At 72.6% G+C, this 22,194-nt stretch carries 17 protein-coding genes; 15 read left to right on the forward strand and 2 right to left on the reverse strand.

Going from position 1 to position 22,194, the window contains the following annotated elements; genetic code table 11:
• The first annotated feature begins 16 nt into the window (after window positions 1-16).
• From NL142_RS05595 to NL142_RS05605, 3 genes are all read left to right on the forward strand, one after another.
• Window positions 17-2,959 (forward strand): MMPL family transporter, encoded by a 2,943-nt coding sequence (locus NL142_RS05595; RefSeq protein ID WP_435081280.1) that lies wholly within the window; start codon window positions 17-19, stop codon window positions 2,957-2,959.
• Entirely contained in the window at window positions 2,956-4,851 is a 1,896-nt protein-coding gene (locus NL142_RS05600) for a YhgE/Pip family protein (RefSeq protein ID WP_435081281.1), read from the forward strand. Before NL142_RS05595 ends, NL142_RS05600 begins: the two co-directional genes overlap by 4 nt.
• A gap of 120 nt (window positions 4,852-4,971) precedes the next feature.
• The gene (locus tag NL142_RS05605) at window positions 4,972-6,282 is read left to right on the forward strand and encodes a hypothetical protein (RefSeq protein ID WP_435081282.1); all 1,311 of its coding nucleotides are present in this window, start codon (window positions 4,972-4,974) and stop codon (window positions 6,280-6,282) included.
• Window positions 6,283-6,356: 74 nt separating this feature from the next.
• Here NL142_RS05605 and NL142_RS05610 read toward each other — a convergent pair whose 3' ends face one another.
• Both NL142_RS05610 and NL142_RS05615 read right to left on the reverse strand, forming a co-directional pair.
• Window positions 6,357-6,659, reverse strand: coding sequence for a putative quinol monooxygenase (locus tag NL142_RS05610; protein ID WP_435081283.1), 303 nt, complete (start codon window positions 6,657-6,659; stop codon window positions 6,357-6,359).
• A gap of 174 nt (window positions 6,660-6,833) precedes the next feature.
• Window positions 6,834-7,709: a sugar phosphate isomerase/epimerase family protein gene (locus NL142_RS05615; protein ID WP_435081284.1), complete on the reverse strand. Its 876-nt coding sequence runs from the start codon at window positions 7,707-7,709 to the stop codon at window positions 6,834-6,836.
• A 148-nt stretch (window positions 7,710-7,857) separates the two neighbouring features.
• Here NL142_RS05615 and NL142_RS05620 point away from each other — a divergent pair, with 148 nt between their 5' ends.
• From NL142_RS05620 to ilvN, 12 genes are all read left to right on the forward strand, one after another.
• Window positions 7,858-8,679: a fructosamine kinase family protein gene (locus NL142_RS05620; protein ID WP_435081285.1), complete on the forward strand. Its 822-nt coding sequence runs from the start codon at window positions 7,858-7,860 to the stop codon at window positions 8,677-8,679.
• Between the two features lie 100 nt (window positions 8,680-8,779).
• Window positions 8,780-10,375, forward strand: a complete 1,596-nt coding sequence (gene otsA / locus NL142_RS05625) for an alpha,alpha-trehalose-phosphate synthase (UDP-forming) (RefSeq protein WP_435081286.1) — start codon at window positions 8,780-8,782, stop codon at window positions 10,373-10,375.
• 5 nt (window positions 10,376-10,380) lie between these two features.
• Complete coding sequence (otsB, locus tag NL142_RS05630; RefSeq protein ID WP_043587739.1) at window positions 10,381-11,208, forward strand: trehalose-phosphatase; 828 nt, start codon at window positions 10,381-10,383, stop codon at window positions 11,206-11,208.
• A 73-nt stretch (window positions 11,209-11,281) separates the two neighbouring features.
• The gene (locus NL142_RS05635) at window positions 11,282-14,290 is read left to right on the forward strand and encodes a Na+/H+ antiporter subunit A (protein WP_435081287.1); all 3,009 of its coding nucleotides are present in this window, start codon (window positions 11,282-11,284) and stop codon (window positions 14,288-14,290) included.
• Complete coding sequence (locus NL142_RS05640) at window positions 14,287-14,847, forward strand: Na(+)/H(+) antiporter subunit C (RefSeq protein ID WP_435081288.1); 561 nt, start codon at window positions 14,287-14,289, stop codon at window positions 14,845-14,847. The genes NL142_RS05635 and NL142_RS05640 overlap by 4 nt, the downstream gene beginning before the upstream one ends.
• Window positions 14,844-16,436: a Na+/H+ antiporter subunit D gene (locus NL142_RS05645; protein ID WP_079532421.1), complete on the forward strand. Its 1,593-nt coding sequence runs from the start codon at window positions 14,844-14,846 to the stop codon at window positions 16,434-16,436. Before NL142_RS05640 ends, NL142_RS05645 begins: the two co-directional genes overlap by 4 nt.
• Window positions 16,433-17,107 carry a Na+/H+ antiporter subunit E gene (locus NL142_RS05650; protein ID WP_435081289.1) on the forward strand — a complete coding sequence of 225 codons (675 nt, stop codon included), beginning with the start codon at window positions 16,433-16,435 and terminating at the stop codon, window positions 17,105-17,107. Before NL142_RS05645 ends, NL142_RS05650 begins: the two co-directional genes overlap by 4 nt.
• A complete protein-coding gene (locus NL142_RS05655; RefSeq protein ID WP_086513751.1) occupies window positions 17,104-17,379 on the forward strand; it encodes an MrpF/PhaF family protein in 276 nt (91 codons plus the stop codon). The genes NL142_RS05650 and NL142_RS05655 overlap by 4 nt, the downstream gene beginning before the upstream one ends.
• The gene (gene mnhG, locus NL142_RS05660) at window positions 17,376-17,894 is read left to right on the forward strand and encodes a monovalent cation/H(+) antiporter subunit G (protein ID WP_160478212.1); all 519 of its coding nucleotides are present in this window, start codon (window positions 17,376-17,378) and stop codon (window positions 17,892-17,894) included. Before NL142_RS05655 ends, mnhG begins: the two co-directional genes overlap by 4 nt.
• Window positions 17,895-17,960: 66 nt before the next feature.
• On the forward strand, window positions 17,961-19,655 hold the full coding sequence (gene ilvD / locus NL142_RS05665) for a dihydroxy-acid dehydratase (RefSeq protein WP_043587730.1): 1,695 nt from the start codon (window positions 17,961-17,963) through the stop codon (window positions 19,653-19,655).
• Between the two features lie 44 nt (window positions 19,656-19,699).
• Window positions 19,700-21,535 (forward strand): acetolactate synthase large subunit, encoded by a 1,836-nt coding sequence (locus NL142_RS05670; RefSeq protein ID WP_194682985.1) that lies wholly within the window; start codon window positions 19,700-19,702, stop codon window positions 21,533-21,535.
• Window positions 21,532-22,041: an acetolactate synthase small subunit gene (gene ilvN / locus NL142_RS05675; protein WP_043587728.1), complete on the forward strand. Its 510-nt coding sequence runs from the start codon at window positions 21,532-21,534 to the stop codon at window positions 22,039-22,041. The genes NL142_RS05670 and ilvN overlap by 4 nt, the downstream gene beginning before the upstream one ends.
• Window positions 22,042-22,194: the final 153 nt, after the last annotated feature.

The following is a 22,194-nucleotide window of genomic DNA, read 5'->3' on the forward strand; positions in this document are numbered from 1 at the left end:
AGGAGAGCCACCGCCCATGGCCACGCTGCTGTACCGACTCGGACGCATCTCGTTCCTCCACCCGTGGCGCGTCGTCGCCGCGTGGATCCTCGTCCTCGGCATCCTGCTGGGCGGCGGCCTCGCGCTCGGCGGCAAGACCCAGGAGTCTTTCTCGATCCCGGGCACGGAGTCGCAGGAGGCCATCGACCGGCTGGCCGCCGTGTTCCCGCAGGCCGCGGGTGCGAGCGCGCAGATCGTGACCGAGGCGCCGGCCGGCGAGAAGGTCACCGACGACGGCCCGAAGGCCGCCATCGAGGCCACCGCGACTGCGGCGGGCGACGTGCAGGGGGTCGCGACGGCGCTGTCCCCGTTCTCCGAGTACGCGACCGACGCGGTCTCCGACGACGGCACCGTGGCGATCACGACCGTGCAGTTCTCGGGCCAGAGCGACCAGGTGACGACCGCGACGCTCGACGCGCTGAAGGAGTCCGCGCAGGCGGCTGAGGACGCGGGGCTGACGGTCTCCTTCGGCGGCCAGGTGTTCCAGGACGTGCACTACGGCGTCACCGTCACCGAGGCGTTCGGCGTGCTGTTCGCGGGCCTCGTGCTCGTGCTCACGTTCGGGTCGATGCTCGCGGCCGGCCTGCCGCTCATCGGCGCGCTCGTCGGCGTGGCGGCCTCCGCCGGCGCGCTCATGGCCGCCTCGAAGTTCGTCACGGTGTCGAGCGCGTCGCCGCTGCTCGCCGTGATGATCGGCCTCGCGGTCGGCATCGACTACGCCCTCTTCATCCTCATGCGGCACCGCACGCAGCTCGCGAACGGCATGCCCGTCGAGCGCTCGGCGGCGACCGCGGTGGCCACCGCCGGCAGTGCCGTGATCTTCGCGGGCGTGACGGTGATCATCGCGCTGCTCGGTCTCCTCGTGGTGCAGATCCCGTTCCTCACGGTGATGGGGCTCGGCGCGGCGTTCGCGGTGCTGCTCGCGATGGGCGTCGCGACGACGCTGCTGCCCGCGATGCTCGGCTTCGCGGGGGAGCGGCTCCGGCCGAAGGAGGGCTCGCGGGCCGCGCGCCGCGCGAAGGCGCAGGCCGAGGGGACGCAGCGCACGCTCGGCGCGCGCTGGGTCAAGATCGTCACGAAGGTGCCGATCATCCCCGTCGTGATCGTGGTCGGCATCGCCGGCCTCCTCGCCGTGCCCGCGTCGCAGCTGCAGCTGGGACTGCCGAGCGGGGCGACCCAGCCCGCCGGATCCACCAGCCGCGTCGCGTACGACACCGTCTCGGACGCGTTCGGCCCCGGCCACAACGGTCCGCTCGTCGTGCTCGTCGACATCACGCAGACCACCGACCCGATCGGGGTGCTCGGGAAGATCGGCGACGAGATCCGCGGACTCGACGACGTGGCCTTCGTCGGCACCGGCACGCCGAACCCGTCGGTCGACACCGCGATCATCCAGGTCGTGCCGGACAGCCCGCCCGAGTCGGCGGAGACCACGGCGCTCATGCAGTCGATCCGCGACCTCGCGCCCGGCCTGCACGACCGCTACGACACGCGCGTGTCCGTCACGGGCACCACGGCCGTGCAGAACGACATCTCGCAGCGGCTCGACCAGGCGCTCGTGCCGTTCGGCATCGTGGTCGTGGGGCTGTCGATCCTCCTGCTGATGATCGTGTTCCGCTCGATCTTCGTGCCCGTGAAGGCCGCGATCGGCTTCCTGCTGAGCGTCGTCGTGTCGTTCGGCACGGTCGTGCTGATCTTCCAGCAGGGCCTCTTCGCGGACGCGCTCGGCGTGACGCCCGGCCCGATCCTCAGCTTCATGCCGATCCTGCTCATGGCGATCCTGTTCGGCCTCGCCATGGACTACGAGGTGTTCCTCGTCTCCGGCATGCGCGAGGACTTCGTGCACCACGGCGACGCGAGGCGCGCGATCGTCACGGGCTTCTCGGGCGCCGCGCGGGTGGTCACGGCCGCCGCGCTCATCATGTTCTTCGTCTTCGCGGCGTTCGTGCCGGAGGGCGCCGGCGTCATCAAGACCATCGCGCTCGGGCTCGCCGTCGGCATCTTCTTCGACGCCTTCCTCGTGCGGATGACCCTCGTGCCCGCCGCCATGGCGCTGCTCGGGAAGCGGGCGTGGTGGATCCCGCGCTGGCTCGACCGCATCCTCCCCGACGTCGACATCGAGGGCGAGGGCCTCCGCGAGCACCAGGACGACGTCGACTGGGCGCACGCGTCGGGTGCCGCCGTCGCGGCCGAGCAGCTCGTCGTGGGCGTTCCGGGGCGCAGGCTCCAGCCCGTCGACCTGAGCGCACCCGCCGGATCCCTCGTGCTCGTCGAGGGCGCGGTGGCCGACCGACGCCTCCTCGGCGCCACGCTGGGCGCCCGGCTCGCGCCGCTGTCCGGTCGCGCGCACGTCGCCGGCCATCCGCTCGCCTCCGAGGCGGGCCGCGTGCTCACCAGCGTCGCGATGGCCGACCTCGGACGCGTCGACCGGGTCGACTCCGGCGTCACCTTGGGCGACCTGCTGGCCGAGCGCATCGACCTGTCCGAGCCGATGGGACGCCGCCGCGGCGCCCGGGCGCGGCAGGCCGAGTGGCTGGACCGGATCGACCAGGCGGCCGACGCCGCGGGAGCCCGGCGCATCGGCGCCGACGACCCCGTGGGAGCGCTCCTGCCGCTCGAGCGCGCCATCGCCCTGACCGCCGTCGCCGCCGCGGGCCGCGCGCCCGTGCTCGTCCTCGACGTGGTGGATCCCTTCCCGGACGCCGCCGCCGAGCGCGCGTTCCTCTCCGCCCTGCCCGCGCTCGTCCACGAGAGCACGACCGTCCTGCTGGGCGCGCCGTGGTTCCCGGACGAGCACGGGATCCCAGGCCGCCTCACCGTGCGCCTCCGCCTCGCGGCTGGCGACGCGCCCGCTGCCGACGCCGACGAGCGCCCCGACATCGACCAGCCCGTCACGACCGGCAAGGAGACCCGCCGATGACCACCCGCTCCGCACGCAGACGGCTCGCCGTCGCCCTCGTCGCGATCGTGCCCCTCGCGGTCGCCGGCCTCTTCATCGGCTCGCTCTCGGACGTCGCGAAGGGCGTCGAGCGGGTGCCCGCCGCCATCGTCAACCAGGACGAGATCGTGCAGCAGAAGGCCCAGGACGGCACCGAGTCGCCCGTGCTCGCCGGCCGCCTGCTCGTCACGCAGCTGACCAGCGACGACAACCAGGCCTTCGACTGGACCATCACCAACGCCGACGAGGCCCAGAGGATGCTCGACGACGGCGAGGTCTACGCGGTGCTCACGGTGCCGAAGGACTTCTCGTCCTCGATCGTGTCGCTGTCGACGGACGCCCCGAAGCGCGCCGAGATCAGCGTGAAGACGGACGACGCGCATGGCTACCTGACGGGCGCGGCCACCCAGGCCGTCGGCGTCGGCATGACGAGCGTGTTCGGCAACGCCATCACGTCGCAGTTCGTCTCCGGCATCTACACGACCTTCGGCGGCCTCAAGGGGTCGCTCACCGACGCGGGGGCGGGGGCCGACAAGCTCGCCGACGGCGCCACCCAGCTCTCCTCCGGCGCGACGACGCTCGGCGACGGCATCACGCAGCTCGGCGACGGCGTCGGGCGGTCCCAGCAGGGCGCGTCGAAGCTCGCGGACGGCCTCGGCACGTACGCGGGCGGCGTCTCGCAGCTCTCCTCCGGGCTCGACCGGCTGCAGACCGGGGCCGCCGGCCTCTCGCAGGTCTCCGACGGCGTCGGGCAGTACGCGGGCGGGGCCGGCCAGATCGCGGCGCAGGTGGCCGGGCTCCGGCAGCAGCTCGCCGCGGACCCGCAGAGCGCGCCCATCGCGGCGCAGCTCGCGCCGCTCGAGCAGGGGCTCGACCAGTACGCGGCGCAGGGGCAGGACCTCGCGTCGAAGGCGGCCGCCGGGATCCAGGGCGTGCAGCAGGGCATCGGGCAGAGCGCGTCCGGCGCGTCCCAGCTCGCGGCCAACGGCGGCGCGCTCGTCTCCGGCGCGCGCCAGCTCAGCGACGGCCTCGGCCAGCTGCGCACCGGCACGACGTCCGCGGCGACGGGCGCGGGCGACCTCGCCACGGGTGCCGACGGGCTGGCGTCCGGCGCGACCGAGCTCGGCACCGGGCTCACCCAGGGCGCGGAGCAGATCCCATCCCTTGACGCCGACCAGGCGTCGTCCGCCTCGGGCGTCGTCGCGGATCCCGTCGGCCTCACGGTCGAGCGCGAGAACGAGATCGGCAGCCCGGGCGACGCGATCGCCGCGATCTTCGTGCCGATCGGCCTCTGGCTCGGCGCGTTCGCGACCTTCCTCGTGCTGCGCCCGGCCGCTCGACGCCTCCTCGCGTCCTCGGCCGCGACCGGCCGCGTGATGGGGCGCGTGCTCGCGCGCGCCGCCCTCATCGCGCTCGCCCAGGTGGTGCTGCTCGTCGCCCTCGTGCACGCTGCGCTCGGGCTATCCCTCGCGCTGCTGCCCGCGACCCTCGGGTTCGCGGCCGTCACGGCGGCGGCCTTCACGGCGATCCACTACCTGCTCCGGCAGGCGTTCGGCCGCGCGGGGCTCGTGGTGTCGCTGATCCTGCTGGCCATCCAGGCCGCGGCGATGGGCGGCGTGATCCCGCTGCAGCTCGTGGCCGCGCCGTTCCAGGCGATCAGCCCGTTCCTGCCGCTCACCTACGCCGCGTCGGGCATGCAGGCGATCATCGCGGGCGGTGCCCCGGGCGTGGCGTGGGGCTCGGCGGGCGTGCTCGCGGTGTTCCTGCTGCTGAGCCTCGCGGTGTCGTACCTCGTGACGCGGCGCTCGCGCCGGGCGAAGAGCCTCGGGCTCGTGCCCGGCACGGCGCCGTCCTCGGTCGCCGTCGCGGTCTGACGATGCGCCCCGGCGGCCGCGCCGTGGCGGCCGGTCGCCGGGCGGATCCATGCACAGCGCGTCCCTGCGGGACGGCCGAGCCCATATCGTTCTGAGAATCATTCTCAGAAAGCGGGCACCATGCGCATCCCCTCCCTCCTCGTCGCCGGCGTCGCCGCCCTCGGCCTCCTCGCGGGCTCGCTCGCGGCGCCTGCCCCTGCAGCGGAGGCGGCCCCGCGCGCCCTCTGGCTGCTCGTGGCCGACCCCACCGCGCACGCCGTCTCGGTCGCCGAGGCCTCGACGGGGCGCATCACGGGCACTCTGCCCGGGGCCCTCCTCGGCACGCACGCCGGCGTGATCCAGATGGGCCACGGCCGGGTGGCCTTCGTGGACGAGTCCGGGCCGCGGCTCGACGTGGTCGACATCGGCTCGTCGGGCGTCCCGCGCATCGCCTCGTCCACGCCGATCCCCGCGGTCGCCGGCGCATGGACGCGCGCGGGATGGATCTCGGACGACCCCGGGCACCGCTTCGTCGCGGTCGGCTCGGACATCGACGGATCCACCACGCAGCAGGTCACGGTCGTGGACACCCGCAGGCAGCTGGCGCGCACCGCGACCATCCGCACGAGCGTGGTGACCCTCGCCACGACGGGGGAGCGCGGCACCGAGGAGATGGAGACGTTCCTCGTCGGGTCGCCCCTGCGGCTCGTCGTGACGGCGGGCGGGCGCCTCGACTCCTACGACGTGTCGGCGATCCTCGGCGGCGACACCGCCCCGGCGCCCGTGGCGACGACCCCGCTCGGCGCGTACCCGCACGGCCCGGTCGCGGACGCGCGCGGCACGGTGATCGGCTCGACGCTGCACGACGGGATCGAGACGGTGCCGCTCACCCGCGGCGGCTTCGGCGCCTCCGTCTCCCGGGCCTACCCCGAGCCCGCCGTGCAGAGCTACCGGCCGCGCATGGCGCCCGACGGCGAGACGGCCGTGGGCACGCAGACCGGCACCGGGCCGGGCGCGCCCACGCTGCTGACGTCGTCGTCGATGCGCGGCGCCGGCGTCGTGAGCGTCGCGCTCGGCTCCGGCGCGTCGACGCGCGCGGTCGTGACCCCTGGCTACGCGGCCGCGGTCGTGACGGCCGGCGGCGTGGACACGCTGTCCCTCGTCGCCCGCGGACGCGCCGGCCTGTACGACGGCGCGATCACGTCGGTGCGGCTGCCCGCCCTCGGACAGACGCAGGGCGCAGGATCCGCCGCCCGATTCCTCGCCGCGTCCGACGACGGCTCCGAGCTGTTCCTGTCGCGCGCGGGCACGGGATCCGTCCTCGAGATCGACGTCGCGGGCACGACGGCGACGGTGCGCGGCACGATCGCCGTGCCGTCCACGCTCGCCGACGGCGGCTACCTCGCCACGGTGGATCCGCACCAGCGTCCCTACGACCTCAGCGGGCGCTGACCGCGGGATCCCGCTCGCGCACCACGAGGGCCGCCCGGATGCCGGGCGGCCCTCGTCGTGCGTCGGACGCGCCGCTACAGCGCGAGCGCGATGCGCCCGCTGAACACGCGGGTCACGGGCGGTGCGGCCAGCACCTCGCCGAGGCGCGCGGCGCCCTCCGGCGTGGCGCGCCATGCGACGTACGCGTCGTGGTCGGCGGTGGACGCCCACTGCTCCACGACGACCATGCGGGCGGGGTCGGCGTCGTCGACGAGGACCTCCAGGCCCTCGTTGCCCGCGAAGTCGCGCGTGGCCTGCAGGGTCTCGGCGAGGACGTCGGCGACGTCGGCCAGGCTGCTCTCGTCGACCTGGATCTCGAGGTGCACGGTGGTGCTCATGGTGTCTCCGGTCCCGACGTCGGGCGGGCGGGGCTCGGCGCGACGTCGATCATGTGCGGGGACGTTCCCCTGTCCCATCCAACCGCGCGCGGCTGGACGGCAGTCCCGCCCGGCACGCGCGGGCGTGTCGGGGAGGGCGGGAGACGCGGACGCCCGATCGGGACGCCCGGCGGATCACCGGTCGCGACGGAGCGCGGTGCGGAGCCGCTGGTACCCGGACACCGCGGGCGGCGCGACGGGCGTCTTCTCGGGCGCGATGTCGAGTCGGAGCTGCCGCTGCGCGAACTCGCGCGTCTCGATGAGCATGGCGAGCCGCTGCTCCTCGGTCTTCGCCTTGCGGGTGTTGACCTCGGCGACGACGCCGCCCTGCCAGCCCTGCTCGGCGAGCCAGCGGAGCGTCTCGGCGACGGGCTGCGTGCCGCGGCCGGGGAGGAGGTGCTCGTCGAGGATGCGGCCGTCGTCCTGCGAGCCGGATCCGTCGCACAGGTGGACGTGGCGCAGGCGCGGGCCGAGGGCCTTGGCCATCTCGAGCGCGTCCTGGCCGGAGAGCGAGGCGTGCGAGAAGTCGAGGGTGGTGGCGTCGCAGTCCATGTCGCGCGGATCCCAGCCGGGCGCGTACGCCTTCATGCTGCGGCCGGCGACCTGCCACGGGAACATGTTCTCGACCGCGATCTCGACGCCGGTCTCCGTCTGGATGGACCGGACGATGTCGAGGAACGACTCGGCGTAGCCGGCCTGCCAGCGGAACGGCGGGTGCACCACGACGGCGGGGGCGCCGACCGCGCGGGCGAGCTCCGCGGACCGCTCCAGCTTCACCTTCGGGTCGCGGCCCCACACGAAGTGCGTGAGCAGCAGCACGGGAGCGTGGATCGACAGGATCGGCAGGCCGTGCTTCTCCGACAGGGCGCGCAGGGCGTCGGCGTCCTGGGTGACCTCGTCGTTCGTCACCATGATCTCGACGCCGTCGAAGCCGGCGCGCTTGGCCATGACGAAGGCGTTCTCGACGGGCTGGGGGTACACGCAGGTGGTGCTCATGCCTACTCGGATCACGTCGGCGACCCTACCCGCCGGCCCTGTGCCCGCGGGGTACGCGGGTGGTCCGGCGCGTGTCGGGTGCGCGACGCGGACAGCGGCGGTCGGCATGCTGGATGCGACGGGAGGGCGGCCGGTGCGCCGCCCGGGAGGCGAGGGAGCGGGCATGGCGGCTGCGGGAACGGACCGGCACGGTGACGCGGAGGCGTTCCGGAAGGAGCGGCCGGATGCGCCGCGCGGCTTCTTCGAGGCAGAGGCGGCCGGGCTCGCGTGGCTCGCCGAGGCGGAGCCCGGCGGGGGAGCGCGCATCGTGCGGGTGATCCACGTCGCGCCGGGCCGCATCGACCTCGAGCGCCTCGTGCCCGCCCGGCCGACGCGCCAGGCCGCCCGCGCGCTCGGCACGGCGCTCGCCGTCACCCACGCCGCCGGCGCGCCCGTGTTCGGGTCGCCGCCGGCGGGGCTCGACGGGCCGGCCTTCATCGGGCGGCAGCCGCTGTCGGTGCGCGCCGCGCCCGTCGAGGAGGTCGCGGGGGAGGGCTGGGGCGCCTGGTACGCCCGCGAGCGCGTGCTGCCGTACCTCCGCCGCGCGGTCGACGCGGGCAACGTCACCTCGGCCCAGGCGGCCGACGTGGAGCGCGCGTGCGACCTCGCCGCCGACGGCCGGTTCGACGACGAGGCGCCGCCTGCCCGGATCCACGGCGACCTCTGGTCAGGCAACGTGCAGTGGACGGACGCCGGCGCCGTCCTCATCGACCCGGCCGCGCACGGCGGGCACCGCGAGACCGACCTCGCGATGCTGGCGCTCTTCGGCTGTCCCGGCCTCGACGACCTCCTCGGCGCGTACGCGGACACCGGATCCCTCGCCGCCGGCTGGCGCGCCCGCGTGCCGCTGCACCAGCTGCATCCGCTCGCCGTCCACGCCGCCTCGCACGGCCCGGCATACGGCGACGCGCTGCACGACGCGGCCCGCGCGGTGCTCCGGATGTGACGCCGGCGGACGCGCGACCCCCGGTCAGACGCGGGTGAGGCTGGTAGCCTCGATCCACCGAGCAGGTACCACAGAGCTCTGCGCAACCGAGACGGGAACCGTGACTCCGCCACCCTCATCCACGCCCTCCGCGACCGAGCCGACCACGGCCGCCGCGCACGACGGTGCCGACGTCGAGCCCGGCGCGTACGACCTCGTCGTCGTGTCCAACCGCCTCCCCGTCGACCGCGTCGTCGCCGCAGACGGCACCACGTCCTGGCGGCACTCGCCGGGCGGACTGGTCACGGCGCTCGAGCCCGTGATGCGCGCCAACGAGGGCGCGTGGGTCGGCTGGCCGGGCATCGCCGACCACGACGTGGAGCCGTTCGTCGACGACGGCATCTCGATCATCCCCGTCACCCTGTCCGAGCAGGACCTCGCCGAGTACTACGAGGGCTTCTCGAACGACACGCTGTGGCCGCTGTACCACGACGTCATCGCGCAGCCGAGCTACCACCGCGAGTGGTGGGACACCTACGTGAAGGTCAACCAGCGCTTCGCCGACGCGGCCGCGAAGGCCGCCGCGCCCGGCGCCACGGTGTGGGTGCAGGACTACCAGCTGCAGCTCGTGCCGAAGATGCTGCGCGAGCAGCGGCCGGACCTCACCATCGGCTTCTTCAACCACATCCCGTTCCCGCCCTACGGCATCTACTCGCAGCTGCCCTGGCGCACGCAGATCATCGAGGGGCTGCTGGGCGCCGACGTCATCGGCTTCCAGCGCGTGGCCGACGCCGGCAACTTCACGCGCGCGGTCCGGCGGCTGTTCGGGTACACGACCCGCGGATCCACCGTCGACGTGCCCGTGCGCGGCGGCATCCCGCTCACCGTCCCCGGCACCAAGCCGTCGAAGCCCGTGCGCGAGCTCCGCACCCGCCAGGTCGTGGCCAAGCACTACCCGATCTCGATCGACGCGAAGAGCTACGAGGAGATGGCCAAGGACCCGGCCATCCAGGAGCGCGCCCGCCAGATCCGCGCCGACCTCGGCGACCCGAAGACGATCCTGCTGGGCGTCGACCGCCTCGACTACACGAAGGGCATCGGCCACCGCCTGAAGGCGTTCGGCGAGCTCCTCGCGGACGGCCGCGTGAAGGTGGAGGACGCCACGCTCGTGCAGGTCGCGAGCCCCAGCCGCGAGCGCGTGGAGACGTACAAGCAGCTGCGCGACGAGATCGAGCTCACGGTCGGGCGCATCAACGGCGACTACGGATCCATCAGCCACACGGCCATCAGCTACCTGCACCACGGGTACCCGAAGGAGGAGATGGTGGCGCTGTGCCTCGCGGCCGACGTCATGCTCGTCACCGCGCTCCGCGACGGGATGAACCTGGTCGCCAAGGAGTACGTGGCCACCAAGCACTCGAACGAGGGCGTGCTGGTGCTCAGCGAGTTCGCGGGCGCCGCCGACGAGCTGAAGGCAGCTCTCCTCGTGAACCCGCACGACATCGAGGGCCTCAAGGAGGCGATCCTCCGCGCCATCGAGATGCCGAAGGCCGAGCAGCGCAAGCGCATGCGGTCGCTCCGCAAGCGCGTGTTCGAGAACGACGTGGCGGCCTGGTCGAGCTCGTTCCTGGCCGACCTCGGGCGCACGCACGCCGCCTCGATCCACGAGGGTCCGGACGAAGAGGTCGTCGAGCCCCTCATGGACGAGGGCTGGTAGCGCACGTGGCCGAGCTGACCACCGACATCCAGGCCAAGGGCGGCCGCGGCTTCCCCGGCCGCCTCTTCGAGGCGCTCACCGAGCTCGCGCGCACGCCGCGCCTGCTCGTCGCGCTCGACTTCGACGGCACGCTCGCGCCCGAGGTCGACGATCCCGAGAAGGCGCGCGCGGTCCCCGAGGCCCGCGCTGCGGTGCTCGCGCTGCTGGCCCTGCCGGAGACGCGCGTCGCGCTCGTCTCGGGTCGCGCGCTGCGCAGCCTCGAGGCCGTGGCCGACCTCCCGGACGACGTGCTGCTCGTCGGGTCGCACGGGGTGGAGATCCGCCTCGACACCGACGACATCGAGCTCACGCTCGACGAGGGAGAGCTCGCCCAGCGTGGCGTGCTCTCCGACGTGCTCGGCCAGGTCGCCGACTCGCTCGACGAGGTGTGGATCGAGGAGAAGCCCGCGGGCTTCGCCCTGCACACGCGCCTCGCCACGGAGAGGCACAGCCGCATCGCGCACCTCGTCGCCACGCAGGAGGCGCACGCGGAGGTCGAGGGCCTCAAGGTGCGCTCGGGCAAGGACGTGCTGGAGTTCAGCGTCCGGCACGCGACCAAGGGCGAGGCGGTCGAGCACCTGCGCAGGTACGCCGAGGCGACGGCCGTGTTCTACGCGGGCGACGACGTCACCGACGAGGACGCGTTCGCCGCGCTCCAGGCCGGCGACCTCGGGCTCAAGAGCGGCACGGGCGCGACGGCCGCGGACTTCCGCGTCGACGGCCCGCACGACGTCGCGCGGGTGCTGCAGGTGCTCGCGGACCTCCGCGCCGAGCCGGTCGTCCATCCCGACTGAGGCGCGCGCCCGGTCTCTCAGGTAGGGCTCAGGTAGACTGGGGAAATAGCCGACTCGCGAGAGGAGACCGCACGTGATCGTCCTCCTCGCGGTGTTCCTCGCAGCCTCTGTCGCCATCCCGCTCCTCGCCCGCGTGATGGGTGTGCGCGCGTTCGTCGTGGCCGCCCTCGTGCCGGCCGCCGCCTTCGTCTACACGGTCGCGCAGGCCCCCGCGGTCCTCCCCGACGGCGAGGTCGTCGAGCGCGTGGAGTGGATCCCGTCGCTCGGCATCACGCTCGACATGCGGATGGACGCGCTGTCCTGGCTCCTCTCCCTCGTGGTCACCGGCGTAGGCGCCCTCGTGCTCCTCTACTGCGCCCGCTACTTCCGCAGCTCGGAGGAGGGGCTCGGCCGCTTCGCGGGTCTCCTGGTGGCGTTCGCGGGCGTCATGTTCGGACTCGTCCTCGCCGACGACGTGTTCGTCCTCTTCACCTTCTGGGAGGCCACGAGCGTCCTCTCCTACCTCCTCATCGGCCACTACACCGGCAAGAAGGCGAGCCGCGGCGCCGCGCTGCAGGCGCTCCTGGTCACCACGGCGGGCGGGCTCGCCATGCTCGTGGGCCTCGTGATCCTGTCGGTCGCCGGCGGCACCACGAGCCTCGCCGCGCTCGTGGCGGATCCCCCCGGCGGCCAGCTGATCCCCGTCGCGGTCGTGCTGATCCTCCTCGGCGCGCTCTCGAAGTCTGCCCTCGTGCCCTTCCACTTCTGGCTGCCCGCCGCGATGGCCGCGCCGACGCCGGTGAGCGCGTACCTGCACGCCGCCGCGATGGTGAAGGCCGGCATCTACCTCGTCGCCCGCCTCGCGCCCGGCTACGCGGACGTGCCCGGCTGGCGCGTGCTGCTCGTCTCGCTCGGCGTCGCGACGATGCTCGTCGGCGGCTGGCGCGCCCTCAAGCAGATGGACCTCAAGCTCGTCCTCGCGTACGGCACGGTCAGCCAGCTCGGCTTCCTCACCGTCGTGGTCGGCTACGGCACGCGGGACGCGGCGCTCGCGGGCGTCGCTCTGCTGCTCGCGCACGCGCTGTTCAAGGCGACCCTCTTCCTCGTGGTCGGCGTCGTGGACCACCGCGCCGGCACGCGCGACCTGCGCAAGATCAGCGGGCTCGGTCGGAAGGCCCCGGTGCTCGCGGTCATCGCGGCCCTGGCGCTCGCCTCCATGGCCGGGCTCCCGCCGTTCCTCGGCTTCGTCGCCAAGGAGGCGGTGCTCACGGCGCTCCTCACCGACGCGGAGCTCGGCGGCGGGCTCGGCTGGGTCGCGCTCGTCGGCGTCTCGGTCGGCTCCTGCCTCACGGTCGCGTACAGCGCGCGCTTCATGTGGGGCGCGTTCGCCCGCAAGCGCGGGGTGGACGAGGTCCAGCCCGTGCACGAGCACCTCGACTTCCTCGTGCCGCCGGCCGTGCTGGCCGCGACCGGCCTCGTGCTCGGCTTCCTCGCCTCGTCCGTCGACGAGTGGATCGCCGGCTACGCCGACACGCTACCGGCCGTGAGCGCGGGCGCCGCGGGGGAGCCCGACCACACGTACCACCTGGCGCTCTGGCACGGGATCGAGCCCGCGCTCCTCATCTCCGCTGGCACGCTCGTGGTGGGCCTCATCATGTTCCGCCTGCGCGACGCGGTCTTCGCGCTGCAGTCGCGCGTGCCGTCCTGGATCGACGCGGCCCGCATCTACTGGGCCTCCATGCGCCTGATCGACCGGGTCGCCGCGCGCACCACGGCCACGACCCAGCGAGGATCCCTGCCCTTCTACCTCGGCGTGATCCTGCTCGTGCTCATCGGCTCGGTCGGGTCGGCGCTCGCGCTCAACCGGTCGTGGCCCACCACCGCGGTGCCGTTCGACCACCCCGCGCAGCCCGTGATCGGCATCGTGATGATCGTCGCCGCCATCGCCGCGGCCCGCGCCCGCAAGCGCTTCCAGGCCGTCGTGCTCGTGGGCGTCACGGGCTACGGCATGGCCGCGCTCTTCGCCCTGCACGGCGCGCCCGACCTCGCGCTCACGCAGGTGCTCATCGAGACGATCACGCTGGTCGCCTTCGTCCTCGTGCTCCGCCGCCTGCCCGTCCGCCTGGGGGAGCGGAACCGCTCGGTGCACCCGATCTGGCGCGCGTCCATCGGCATCGCTGTCGCCGTCCTCATGTCCACCGTCGCAATCGTCGCGCTCGGCGCCCGCGTGGCGTCGCCCATCTCGCTCGAGTTCCCGCGCCTCGCCTACGAGCAGGGCCACGGCAGCAACGTCGTCAACGTCACGCTGGTGGACCTCCGCGGCTGGGACACCATGGGCGAGATCTCGGTGCTCATCGTCGCGGCCACGGGCGTCGCGAGCCTCATCTTCCTCAACCGGCGCACCGACTCGCTGCCGCGGCTGACGGTGCCGTCGCGTCGGAGCCTCATCGCGCGGCTCACGGGCCGCCACGACCCGCAGGAGCGCCAGGCGCCGCTCGAGGTCGAGGCCGGCGCCGACGGCCCGCGCATGGACGCGCGCGAGGCCGTCAAGGACTCGCGCCGCGACCAGCGCAGCCCCTGGCTCCTCGCCGGCCGCACGCTCGCGCCGCAGAACCGGTCGATCCTCCTCGAGGTCGTCGTCCGGCTCCTCTTCCACAGCCTCATCGTCGTGTCCGTGTACCTGCTCTTCTCCGGCCACAACCTGCCGGGCGGCGGCTTCGCGGGCGGGCTCCTCGCGGGCATGGCGCTCGTCGCGCGCTACCTCGCGGGCGGCCGCTACGAGCTCGGCGCCGCGGCCCCGGTCGACGCGGGACGCGTCCTCGGCACGGGCCTCGTCTTCGCGGTCGGCACGGCGATCGTCCCCCTCGTCTTCGGCGCCGACGCCCTCACCTCCACGTGGATCGACACGGAGGTGCCCTTCGTCGGCCACGTCGAGTTCGTCACGAGCACCTTCTTCGACGTCGGCGTCTACCTCGTCGTCGTCGGCCTCACGCTCGACGTGCTCCGCAGCCTCGGCGCGGAGGTCGACCGCCAGGAGGAGAGCGACCGGACGGTCGAGCAGGGAGCGGACGGCATGGAGACCGAGCAGGGGGTGAGCGTGTGAGCGTCTCCGTCACCCTCATCGTGATCATGGCCGCGCTGTACGCGACGGGCATCTACCTCATGCTCGAGCGCAGCATGACGCGCGTGCTCCTCGGCTTCCTGCTGGTGGGCAACGCGACCAACATCCTCATCCTCATCATGTCCGGCCGCGTGGGCCTCGCGCCCATCTACGATCCCGACGTGGATCCGGCCGACTACGCCGACCCGCTGCCGCAGGCCCTCATCCTCACGGCCATCGTGATCACCTTCGGCGTCTCGGCCTTCCTCATGGCGCTCATCTACCGCTCCTGGCGGCTGGCGAACGCCGACGTGGTGACGGACGACGAGGACGACCTCGCGATGCGCGGCCCCCGCACGGGCCTCGGCGAGGAGCCCACCGTCCCCGACGACGACGACACCGAGTTCGGCACCAACGCCGAGGCCGCCATCGCCTCCGCCCGGAAGCTCCGCGACAACCGATCCGACCTGGAAGAAGCCATCGACGACTCCGCCGACGACGACGACGACCGCGACTTCCGCACGCAGCGCGCCGAGAAGGAGAAGGGGGAGGGCCGATGACGATCTTCCAGACCCTCATCCCGCTCGTGGTGCTCGTGCCCCTGCTGGGCGCGGCCGCCGCCCTCGTCGCCGCGCGCCAGCGCCGCCTGCAGGTGGCGGTGTCCGTGCTCGCGCTCCTGGCCGTCGTCGTGATCAGCGGCGTGCTGCTCGTGCTGGTGGACCAGCAGGGCGGCCAGTCCGTCGAGGTCGGCGGGTGGGCCGCGCCGTTCGGCATCGTGCTCGTGGTCGACCGGCTCTCGGCGCTCATGCTGCTGATCTCGTCGATCGTGCTGCTCGCTGTCCTCATGTTCTCGATCGGCCAGGGCCTCGAGGACGGCGACGGCGAGACGCCGGTCTCCATCTACAACCCGACGTACCTGATCCTCGCGGCCGGCGTCTTCAACGCGTTCGTGGCGGGCGACCTCTTCAACCTCTACGTCGGGTTCGAGATCCTGCTGGTGGCGAGCTACGTGCTGCTCACGCTCGGCGGCACGGAGGCACGCATCCGGGCGGGCGTCACGTACATCGTCGTCAGCCTCGTCTCGTCGATGCTGTTCCTCGCGTCCATCGCGATGATCTACGGCGCCCTCGGCACGGTCAACATCGCGCAGATCTCGGTGCGGCTCGATGAGATCCCGCCGGACGTGCAGCTGATCCTGCACATCATGCTGCTGGTCGCGTTCGGCATCAAGGCGGCCGTCTTCCCGCTGTCGTTCTGGCTGCCGGACTCCTACCCGACGGCGCCCGCTCCCGTCACCGCGGTCTTCGCGGGGCTCCTCACCAAGGTCGGCGTCTACGCGATCCTCCGCACCGAGACGGTCATGTTCCCCACCGACCAGCTCTCCACGGCGCTCATGGTCGTGGCCGCGCTGACGATGGTGATCGGCATCCTCGGCGCGGTGGCGCAGGCGGACATCAAGAGGCTGCTCTCGTTCACGCTCGTGAGCCACATCGGCTACATGATCTTCGGCATCGCGCTCAACACCGTGGCCGGCATGACGGCGACCATCTACTACGTGATCCACCACATCGTGGTGCAGACGACGCTCTTCCTCGCCTCCGGGCTCATCGAGCGCACGGGCGGCAGCACCTCCATCAACAAGCTCGGCGGGCTGCTCAAGGCGGCGCCGGTCATGGCGATCCTGTTCTTCATCCCCGCGCTCAACCTCGGCGGCATCCCGCCGTTCTCGGGCTTCATCGGCAAGGTCGCGCTGTTCGACTCCGGCGCTGAGGTCGGCGGCTGGCTCACCTACGCGGTCATCGCCGCGGGCGCCGCCACGAGCCTCCTCACCCTGTACGCCCTCGCCCGCGTCTGGAACATGGCGTTCTGGCGCGGCGCGGAGGAGGTCGAGGACTACGAGTCGCCCCTGCTCGACCAGCTCTCCGAGCGGCCGGGCGGCGAGGCGACGACCACCGTGCGGAAGACGCCCGTGCTCATGACGGGCGCGACGGCCGGCATGGTCGTGGTCAGCGTCGCGCTCACCGTCTTCGCGGGTCCCGTGTACGCCCTCGCCGAGCGCGCGGGGGAGAGCCTGACCGGCCCCGGATCCGGCAACGGATCCGGCGAGCTCGGCTACGTCGAGACCGTGTTCCCGGGGGGCATCCGATGACCCCGCGTCGCGCCAGGGCCCGCGCCGAGCGGCTGTCGCTCCTCGTGCAGCTGCCGCTCCTCGTCTGGCTCGTGATCCTCTGGCTGCTGCTCTGGGGGCACGTCACCGTCATCTCGGTGGTCACCGGCATCGTGCTCGCGCTCCTCGTGACGCGCGTGTTCTACCTGCCGCCCGTGGAGCTGTCCGGCCGCTTCGACATCCGCTGGGCGGCGATCCTGCTCGGGCACTTCGCCGTCGACCTCGTGCGCGCGTCGTTCCAGGTCGCGGCCATGGCGTTCGACTGGCGCCGAGTTCCGGTCAACTCGGTCATCGCGGTGCACCTGCACACTCGGAGCGACTTCGTCATGACGCTCACGGCCGAGCTCGTGTCGCTCGTGCCGGGATCCATCGTCGTCGAGGCCGACCGGGAGCGCTCGATCCTCTACCTGCACGCGCTCGGCACCTCCACCCCGGAGGACGTGGAGCGCGTGCGGGAGACGACGCTGCAGGTCGAGAGCCGCATCGTCTTCACGCTCGGCACCGCAGACGACGTGTGGCGCGTCAACCGCGAGCGGCGCGAGACCGGCCGCGAGCCGCTGCTGCAGACCCGCAGGCAGCGCGCCCACGAGCTGGTGCGCGACCGCGACCTCGAGGCCGGGCTCATCACCACCACGGGGGAGGAGCTCTCATGAGCATCGTGATGCAGGTGGGCTGGGTCGTCGTCGGCGCCCTCTTCTTCTCCACCGCCGCCATGGCGCTCGTGCGCATCGTGCGCGGCCCGAGCATCCTCGACCGGATCATCGCGTCCGACGTGCTGCTCACCACGCTCATCTGCGTGCTCGGCGCCGAGATGATCTACAACGGCCACACCCGCACGGTCCCCGTGATGCTCGTGCTCGCCATGACCGCGTTCCTCGCCACGGTCGCCGTCGCCCGCTACGTCTCGAAGCAGGACCCGTCGTGAACGGCATCCTCGCGTCCGGCCCGCTGGCCGACGCCCTCGACGTCGTGAGCCTCGTGCTCCTCATCCTCGGCGGCGTGCTGTCCGTCGCTGCGGGCGTCGGTCTCCTCCGCTTCCCGGATCCGCTCGCCCGGATGCACGCGGCGACCAAGCCGCAGATCCTCGGCGTGATCCTCGTGCTGCTCGCGCTGGCCCTCCAGTCGCAGAGCCTCAGCACGGTCGCGATGCTCGTGCCCGTGCTCCTCTTCCAGATGCTGACGGCGCCTATCTCCGCGCACATGGTCGGCCGCGCCGGCTACCGCCTCCGCCACTTCCTCCGCGAGGACCTCCTGGTCGACGAGCTGGAGGAGGCCATCGACCGGGCGCACGACGAGCTGCGCGCGGCCGACGAGGTGGACGCGTCGACGCTGCCCGTCGGATCCGCCGAGAACATCGCCGCGGAGGAGGCCGGCCACGTCGCCGGAGGGGCGGGGCCGCGCGACGCGGACGAGGGGCGCCTGCCCCCGGGCATCGGCTGACCCGCCCCTGTCCACGAGTCGCCCAGGGCGCCGGGACTGCTCCACGGCAGGACATAAACTCATGCCATGCCTGAGATCGACATGAAGCCCCGGAGCCGCGACGTCACCGACGGGATCGAGGCCACCTCATCGCGGGGCATGCTCCGCGCCGTCGGGATGGGCGACGAGGACTGGGAGAAGCCCCAGATCGGCGTCGCCAGCTCGTGGAACGAGGTCACCCCGTGCAACCTCAGCCTCGATCGCCTCGCCCAGGGCGCCAAGGAGGGCGTCCACGCGGGCGGCGGCTACCCGCTCCAGTTCGGCACCATCTCCGTCAGCGACGGCATCGCGATGGGCCACGAGGGCATGCACTTCTCGCTCGTCTCGCGCGAGGTCATCGCCGACAGCGTCGAGACCGTCATGATGGCCGAGCGCCTCGACGGATCCGTGCTCCTGGCAGGCTGCGACAAGTCGCTCCCCGGCATGCTCATGGCGGCCGCGCGGCTCGACCTCTCCTCCGTGTTCCTCTACGCGGGATCCATCGCCCCCGGCTGGGTGAAGCTCTCGGACGGCACGGAGAAGGAGGTCACCATCATCGACGCCTTCGAGGCAGTCGGCGCCTGCAAGGCCGGCACGATGAGCCAGGAGGACCTCACCCGCATCGAGAAGGCCATCTGCCCGGGCGAGGGCGCCTGCGGCGGCATGTACACCGCGAACACCATGGCGAGCGTCGCCGAGGCCCTCGGCATGAGCCTCCCGGGATCCGCCGCCCCGCCGAGCGCCGACCGCCGCCGCGACTACTTCGCGCACCGCTCCGGCGAGGCCGTCGTGAATCTCATCGCGAAGGGCATCACCGCGCGCGACATCATGACGAAGGAGGCGTTCGAGAACGCCATCTCCGTGGTCATGGCGTTCGGCGGATCGACCAATGCGGTCCTCCATCTACTCGCCATCGCGCGCGAGGCCGAGGTCGACCTGCAGCTGTCCGACTTCAACCGCATCGCCGACCGCGTGCCGCACCTCGGCGACCTCAAGCCCTTCGGCCGCTTCGTCATGAACGACGTCGACCGCGTCGGCGGCGTCCCCGTCGTCATGAAGGCCCTGCTCGACGCGGGCCTCCTGCACGGCGACGTCATGACGGTCACCGGCCGCACCATGCGCGAGAACCTCGAGTCGATGGACCTCGCCGCGCTCGACGGCACGGTCATCCGCACGCTCGACGACCCGATCCACGCCACCGGCGGCATCAGCGTGCTGCACGGCTCGCTGGCCCCCGAGGGCGCGGTCGTGAAGACGGCCGGCTTCGACCTCGACGTCTTCGAGGGCCCCGCCCGCGTCTTCGAGCGCGAGCGCGCCGCGATGGACGCGCTCACCGAGGGCCTCATCTCGAAGGGCGACGTCATCGTCATCCGCTACGAGGGCCCCAAGGGCGGCCCCGGCATGCGCGAGATGCTCGCCATCACGGGCGCCATCAAGGGAGCAGGCCTCGGCAAGGATGTACTACTCTTGACGGACGGTCGATTCTCAGGCGGCACAACCGGACTGTGCATCGGCCACATGGCTCCCGAAGCGGTGGACGCAGGTCCCGTCGCCTTCGTGCGCGATGGAGACCGGATCCGTGTCGACATCGCCGCTCGCACGCTCGACCTACTGGTCGACGAGGCCGAGCTCGCCGCCCGCCGTGAGGGGTGGGCACCTCTCCCGCCGCGCTACACGCGCGGGGTCCTCGCCAAGTACGCCAAGCTCGTGCACTCGGCCGCCGAGGGCGCGATCACGGGATGACCCCCTCCTCACCTTCCGCTCCCTCTGCCAGGAATCGCGCACACATGCCAGCTCTGCCCACCCCGCCCCCCACGCCGCAGGCGCCGACCGCCCACCAGGGCGACGAGATCCTCACGGGCGCCGAGGCCGTCGTCCGCACCCTCGAGCTCCTCGGGGTCGACGACATCTTCGGCCTGCCCGGCGGCGCCATCCTCCCCACCTACGACCCGCTCATGGACTCGACGAAGCTGCGCCACATCCTCGTCCGCCACGAGCAGGGCGCCGGCCACGCCGCAGAGGGCTACGCGTCCTCGAGCGGACGCACCGGCGTCTGCATCGCGACCTCCGGCCCCGGCGCCACGAACCTCGTCACGGCCATCGCGGACGCGTACATGGACTCGGTGCCGCTCCTCGCGATCACCGGCCAGGTCTTCTCCACGCTCATGGGCACCGACGCCTTCCAGGAGGCTGACATCGTGGGCATCACGATGCCCATCACGAAGCACAGCTTCCTGGTCACGCGGCCCGAGGACATCCCGTCGACCATCGCGTCGGCGTACCACATCGCCTCCACGGGTCGCCCGGGTCCGGTCCTCGTCGACATCACCAAGGACGCGCAGCAGCTCGAGGCGCCGTTCCACTGGCCGCCGAAGATCGACCTGCCCGGCTACCGCCCCGTCGTCAAGGCGCACGGCAAGCAGATCCAGGCCGCCGCGCAGCTGCTCGTCGAGGCGAAGAAGCCCGTCCTGTACGTCGGCGGCGGCGTGATCCGCGCGAAGGCGCACGAGGAGCTCCTCGCGCTGGCCGAGGCGGTCGGCGCCCCCGTCGTCACGACGCTCATGGCGCGCGGCGCGTTCCCCGACTCCCACCCGCAGCAGCTCGGCATGCCCGGGATGCACGGCACGGTCCCCGCGGTGCTCGCGCTGCAGGAGTCCGACCTGCTCGTCTCGCTCGGCGCGCGCTTCGACGACCGGGTCACCGGCAAGGCGTCGCTCTTCGCGCCGCACGCCAAGGTGGTCCACGTGGACGTGGACCCGGCGGAGATCTCCAAGATCCGCATCGCCGACGTCCCGATCGTGGGCGACGCGAAGGACGTCATCGCCGACCTCGTGGTCGCGTTCCGCGAGGCCAAGGCCGCGTCCCAGGTCGAGCAGGACATCGCCGACTGGTGGACCTACCTCGACGGCCTCCGCGAGGAGTTCCCGCTCGGCTACACGGAGCCCGCCGACGGACAGCTCGCTCCGCAGTACGTGATCCAGCGCATCGGCGAGATCACCGGCCCGGAGGGCGTGTTCGCCTCCGGCGTCGGACAGCACCAGATGTGGGCCGCGCAGTTCATCAAGTACGAGCGCCCCAACTCGTGGCTCAACTCCGGCGGCGCCGGCACCATGGGCTACTCGGTGCCCGCCGCGATGGGCGCCAAGGTCGCCCAGCCCGACCGGCACGTGTGGGCCATCGACGGCGACGGCTGCTTCCAGATGACCAACCAGGAGCTGGCCACCTGCACGATCAACGACATCCCCATCAAGGTCGCGATCATCAACAACTCGTCGCTCGGCATGGTGCGGCAGTGGCAGACCCTCTTCTACGAGGGCCGCTACTCGAACACCGACCTGAACACGGGCGGCGGCACCCGCATGGTGCCCGACTTCGTGAAGATGGCTGACGCGTACGGCGCCCTCGGGATCCGCGTGACGAAGCCGGAGGAGGTGGACGACGCAATCCGCCTGGCGCTCGCCACCAACGACCGCCCCGTCGTCATCGACTTCGTGGTCAGCCGCGACGCGATGGTGTGGCCCATGGTTCCGCAGGGCCTCAGCAACAGCGCCGTGCAGTACGCCCGCGACCACGCGCCCGACTGGGACGACGACCTCGCGGAGACAGGCAGGACCGAGAAGTGAGCCACATCCTGAGCCTCCTCGTGGAGGACAAGCCCGGACTCCTCACCCGCGTCGCGGGGCTGTTCGCCCGCCGCGGGTTCAACATCGAGTCCCTCGCGGTCGGCGCGAGCGAGATCGAGGGGCTGTCGCGGATCACAGTCGTCGTGGACGTCGAGGCGCTCCCGCTCGAGCAGGTGACGAAGCAGCTCAACAAGCTCATCAACGTCATCAAGATCGTCGAGCTCGACCCCGGGCAGGCCGTCGAGCGCGAGCACCTGCTCGTCAAGGTGCGCGTCGACAACGTGACGCGCTCGCAGGTGCTCGAGGCCGTGAACCTGTTCCGCGCCCGCGTGGTCGACGTGGCCACCGACGCGCTGATCATCGAGGTCACGGGCGACTCGGGCAAGGTGCAGGCGCTCCTCCGCGTGCTCGAGCCCTTCGGCATCAAGGAGCTCGCGCAATCGGGTCTCCTCGCCATGGGCCGCGGATCCAAGTCCATCACCGACCGCGTCTTCCGCACCGCCTAGCGCCGACCCCGGCGGTCCGAGGGACGCAGCCGCTAGGCTCCCCGCGCACCGCACCGCACCCGCCACCACGCACGTACCCGTCCGCACGACCACGCCCCGCCCGAGCGCGGAGCAGCCAGGCACGACCGCCCATCGCCCCTCGCGGGGACGACA

Source organism: Clavibacter quasicaliforniensis (assembly GCF_051201715.1).
GTDB classification, from domain to species: Bacteria; Actinomycetota; Actinomycetes; order Actinomycetales; family Microbacteriaceae; genus Clavibacter; species Clavibacter seminis.

Bases quoted from the DNA above. Each gene is read 5' to 3' on its own strand.
- NL142_RS05595 (WP_435081280.1), top strand. From the start codon at position 17: ATGGCCACGCTGCTGTACCGACTCGGACGCATCTCGTTCCTCCACCCG.
- NL142_RS05600 (WP_435081281.1), top strand. From the start codon at position 2,956: ATGACCACCCGCTCCGCACGCAGACGGCTCGCCGTCGCCCTCGTCGCG.
- NL142_RS05605 (WP_435081282.1), top strand. From the start codon at position 4,972: ATGCGCATCCCCTCCCTCCTCGTCGCCGGCGTCGCCGCCCTCGGCCTC.
- NL142_RS05610 (WP_435081283.1), bottom strand. From the start codon at position 6,659: ATGAGCACCACCGTGCACCTCGAGATCCAGGTCGACGAGAGCAGCCTG.
- NL142_RS05620 (WP_435081285.1), top strand. From the start codon at position 7,858: ATGGCGGCTGCGGGAACGGACCGGCACGGTGACGCGGAGGCGTTCCGG.
- NL142_RS05645 (WP_079532421.1), top strand. From the start codon at position 14,844: ATGACGATCTTCCAGACCCTCATCCCGCTCGTGGTGCTCGTGCCCCTG.
- NL142_RS05650 (WP_435081289.1), top strand. From the start codon at position 16,433: ATGACCCCGCGTCGCGCCAGGGCCCGCGCCGAGCGGCTGTCGCTCCTC.
- NL142_RS05655 (WP_086513751.1), top strand. From the start codon at position 17,104: ATGAGCATCGTGATGCAGGTGGGCTGGGTCGTCGTCGGCGCCCTCTTC.
- ilvD (WP_043587730.1), top strand. From the start codon at position 17,961: ATGCCTGAGATCGACATGAAGCCCCGGAGCCGCGACGTCACCGACGGG.
- NL142_RS05670 (WP_194682985.1), top strand. From the start codon at position 19,700: ATGCCAGCTCTGCCCACCCCGCCCCCCACGCCGCAGGCGCCGACCGCC.